The sequence below is a fragment of the Vreelandella maris genome, assembly GCF_013371085.1.
Taxonomy (GTDB): Bacteria; Pseudomonadota; Gammaproteobacteria; order Pseudomonadales; family Halomonadaceae; genus Vreelandella; species Vreelandella maris.
In genome coordinates this window covers 1-3,969 of sequence record NZ_JABWCV010000056.1, presented here as the reverse complement: position 1 = coordinate 3,969, position 3,969 = coordinate 1, and the positions used below count along the sequence as shown (strand labels likewise).

The window sequence follows — 3,969 nt, the reverse complement described above, 5'->3', positions numbered from 1 at the left end:
CGCAGCTCCCGCCTGCGTTCAGACGACTTTTCACCGCTCGCTTTGGTGGCTTTCAGGGGGGGGGGTGAAGAAGATTTCGCAAATGTCCCAAGGGCGCCCGCTGCGCGGCCACCAAAACCAGCCTCTGAGGCACGCAAAAATTGCCCTGGCAAGCCTTTAAATGGCTCAGGGCTGCGCAGCTTAGCGCGTAACTGATCTGGGGGTGGTTTAGCTGATATGTGCATCTGCGAAGCCCTGTGAGGGCTTGCAGCGCTTGAGAATCTGGGTCTCGTCGCTCATAATATCCCTACGTATTGAGTGAGAACCCCGGGGAGGCGCGCCAACGCCATTGATCCGGGGTTTTTCTTTGCCTGAAATTCAGGCTTAACAACAGCATATCAGAAAATTTTAAACCGTTGGGTTTTCCAAACGCTATGTAAGTTACAGGCTCAGTAACTACCCAGTTAATTTAAATACCGAAGTTAATAAATACCCATGCATAGAACAAAAAGGAGATATGCATGGGAACAAAATATCTAGCAGTTATAGCAATTTACAAGGAAATGTCAGGTCTAGCACTAGCAGACCCAACAGGTGTGTCAGCAACAGTAGTTATCCTGATCGGAGCAGTGCTGCTCACGCGAATACTCATACCGGACTAATAACCCGCTACCGCTAAACCTCGACGACGCCCCAAGCTTAACCCCGTGTTTGGCATGAGGGCGTTGTGGTTTGTGCTGCTAGCTACATCATTTTTTGGGGTTTGCCGCTATCTGTAAGCCTGCGATCGCTATGACTGTCGCCACTTGAACAGCTAACAGCAACACATGAGGTTGATAGAGCTCTATAGTATTCACGTCTCTAATACGGCCCATGGCCCATATAAAACGATATTCCAAACCTAAAGCAGCCCCTGCGCCCAAATACTCCTGGGCCGGCATGAAAACAAACATAGCGATGATAACCACAATCGCCGCTATGACGATTTTTGAGTTATTACCCATCATTAACCCCTCTTCCCTATCCCTCGTCTTATAATCTCAACGCTATCTAGCCATAAATAAATAACAGTAAAACAATCAATTACACAAGCTTAACCCCATGTTTGGCATGAGGGCGTTGTGGTTTGTGCTGTTCCGCGCAGGCTGTCAACAACAATGGCCTTTCAGCCCCGTGCCGCGCTGTTCGGCGTGCGTTCGCTCCGCTCACCATCACCCCATTTTCAGCGACATGGCCACCTTCATCGACAATCAAACGGAGAGAGATACCTTGTTCGTTTTAGGCAGCAAAGGGAATGCGATTCTGCGTACCAAAGGGGTTCCGATTATGCGTACCAAAGGGTACTGATTCAGCGCGGAAAGTAGGTGCGATTATGCGTAAAGGGGGGTAATCCAGCGCACCAAGGGGGGTGATTATGCGTAACCGGCAGAAAATAAAAACGTATTACAGATGGTACATAGCCCGTAAAAGGGAGAAATACCTTGCCTACAACTGACGTTCGTAAAGCCCCTGCAACGCTGCACTTTCCTGCATCAATTGAGCCTTTTCCCGCTCCTGTCGTTCCATCTTCACCTTGATGGCCAACAGGCTCAGGATCGGCACACAGACCACAGCAATCAACACGATAAGCTGAAACATAGCTACCTCCTGGCTCCAACTACCTGGGCGCAAAGCGCCCTCTACCAAGCCATAAATGGCTTGAATCCTACGATACCTCCTTAACCTATGGTGGCCTATCCCTCTGGTCGTTTTACCCGTGTTTTTGGAGGGTGATTCCTTAACGGTGGAAGTCATACACAGTACGCACCCCTTCGGGGATGCTAAACCAATGATTTATAACGATATTCAAAAAATAAAGTTTTTCAAATGTACTACAGAAGGCAATACAAGCAACACCCCTAACCGCTCAACCATGCGGGTTACAGGCCGTTTTAAGCATTACAAAGAGCAATACAAACGATCCTCCAAAACCACCTTGCAATACCTTTGATTTATGCCATGTTTAAATGTGTAATAAATACACAATTACACATTTATAAAGGTGATGAAATGGCAAAAATTTCCCATATCCACGGCGATACCGCCAAGCGCGTACGCCTCGACCTGCTGAACTCGCTGGGTACCGAAAACGTGCCAAACCAGTGGATGCACTTCATGACCACCGTCCGCCAGCACCTACCGGAAGTGCTTTCCCGTGGACGCCCCACCAAGCAAGCGATCGACGCCAGTGTGATTGGTGCGCTGGGCTTCACCTCATGGCGTGAGCTGCTAGAAGCACCCACCGATGCCGGCGGCCTCGGGCTTGCCTGGTCCACCTGGCGGCAATGGTCACGAGCTTGGGCGGTGGTACAGAAACACCCTGACCTTGAACACGCACCGCTTACCGCCGCCGAGATCAACCGCCTGCACAGCGACGCGAAAGCCGCCAACGTGGCCATACCCACCGATATGGCCGCCGTAGAGGCGTTCTGGGAAGAGCAAGAGAAACGAAGGGCAATCGCTCGGGCAGAGACTCAAACAGCCCTGAAAGAGCGTGTAGAGGCCATAGAGGCCATGTTAAGCACTAGTCGGGAGGAAGTGACACGCACTCACAGCACAGTGATCGAGTTGCGTCGCCAGCTTGATCAGACAAGCGCAGGCAAAACCCAAGCGGAGCAGCAACTGGCAATCGCTCAGCAGCAGCAGCGGGAGCTGCAAGCATCACTGGCCCATGTGGAAGAGCAGCTACAGCAGACGCGGAAGGCGCATCAACGGTCAACCAACGAACTTCAGGCGTACCGGAACCGCGGTTTCTGGCAACGGCTGCAGGATGTGTTCTCCCGCCCGTAGCCCAGAGATCCGACAGAAGCGCCTCGACCGCCGCCCAACCGCCTTTTTCGGCAGTGTCGAGTAACTGCGCCCGCTGGCCCAGATCGCGTACCAGCGCCCAATCCTGCGGCTCTAACTGGCCCAGGAACTCGATTTCGTCCGGTACCGCCTCGGCAGCTTCCTGATCGTCGACCTCATCGAGGCCAACCCGCGCTTTTAGACCGTGCGACCAGAACACCTGGCGTTTGCCCTTCATGGCAAAAGCATAGGCCGTAAACAGCCTTCCAGAGCGATCACAGCCATCCATGGAGCGCCGTAGCAAGCCAAACGGGTGCATTCCCTTGCCTGACTTTGCCGCGCCCTTGGCAACCTCCCTATCGACGCCCCAGTGACGGCTATCGTCCTGCTTGGCCAGGTAGTCACTGGCAGAGCACCAGGCTTTCACGTCAACGGCGTGCTCATCAAACCCCGCGTCACCCTCAGCAAGCAGCCCCGCCCGCTGGCACGAGGCCCGCCAGCGCTGCCGAACTTCGCCCGCCAACGCTGCGGCGTCAGCGTCTTTGCGGATAAACCACAGCTCATGTGTGTGCGGATGCCAGCCATTCTGGCCATGGGTGATTTCTAGCGACCGCACAAGCCCCTGGAAGCCATAGCGCCCCTTGAGCTTCTGCCATGCCTTGCCCGACCGTAGGCGCGTCAGCGCGTCCCGTTGCTGCTCCAAGAGGTCATCAATCTGGTGCCATGAGCGATGCGGGAACGTCAGCGTGACCAGCACAGGCTGCAAGCCCTCGGCATACGCCCAATCCACCGCCGTTGCGATCTCTTGCCGCCGTTGCTCCTGAATTTTGGCCGAACAGACCGGACACGCCCACACCGACCCACAATGAATCAGCCCCGAATAATGAGCGCGGCCCTCTTTCTGATGCACCTGAACGTCACCGTGGCGGAGCCAGTTACAACCCGCCGTGCGATGCACCGTGTGCCAGTAAGCCAGGTCAGCCCGCCGACCCTCATGCAGGAACAGGCGACGCCCTTCCGACAACAGCTCGAAGCGCTCGAAACGCAGCTCCCGCCTGCGTTCAGACGACTTTTCACCGCTCGCTTTGGTGGCTTTCAGGGGGGGGGGTGAAGAAGATTTCGCAAATGTCCCAAGGGCGCCCGCTGCGCGGCCACCAAAACCAG

The 3,969-nt window shown here is 54.6% G+C and carries 3 protein-coding genes; all 3 read right to left on the bottom strand.

The window, feature by feature from the left end; translation table 11 throughout:
- Nucleotides 1-728: 728 nt before the first annotated feature.
- Nucleotides 729-986: a hypothetical protein gene (locus tag HUO07_RS21265; RefSeq protein ID WP_176305120.1), complete on the bottom strand. Its 258-nt coding sequence runs from the start codon at nucleotides 984-986 to the stop codon at nucleotides 729-731.
- Between the two features lie 478 nt (nucleotides 987-1,464).
- Entirely contained in the window at nucleotides 1,465-1,617 is a 153-nt protein-coding gene (locus tag HUO07_RS21260) for a hypothetical protein (RefSeq protein WP_176305119.1), read from the bottom strand.
- Nucleotides 1,618-2,542: 925 nt separating this feature from the next.
- On the bottom strand, nucleotides 2,543-3,969 hold a 1,427-nt coding region (locus HUO07_RS21255; RefSeq protein WP_176305118.1), incomplete at its 5' end, for a protein rep.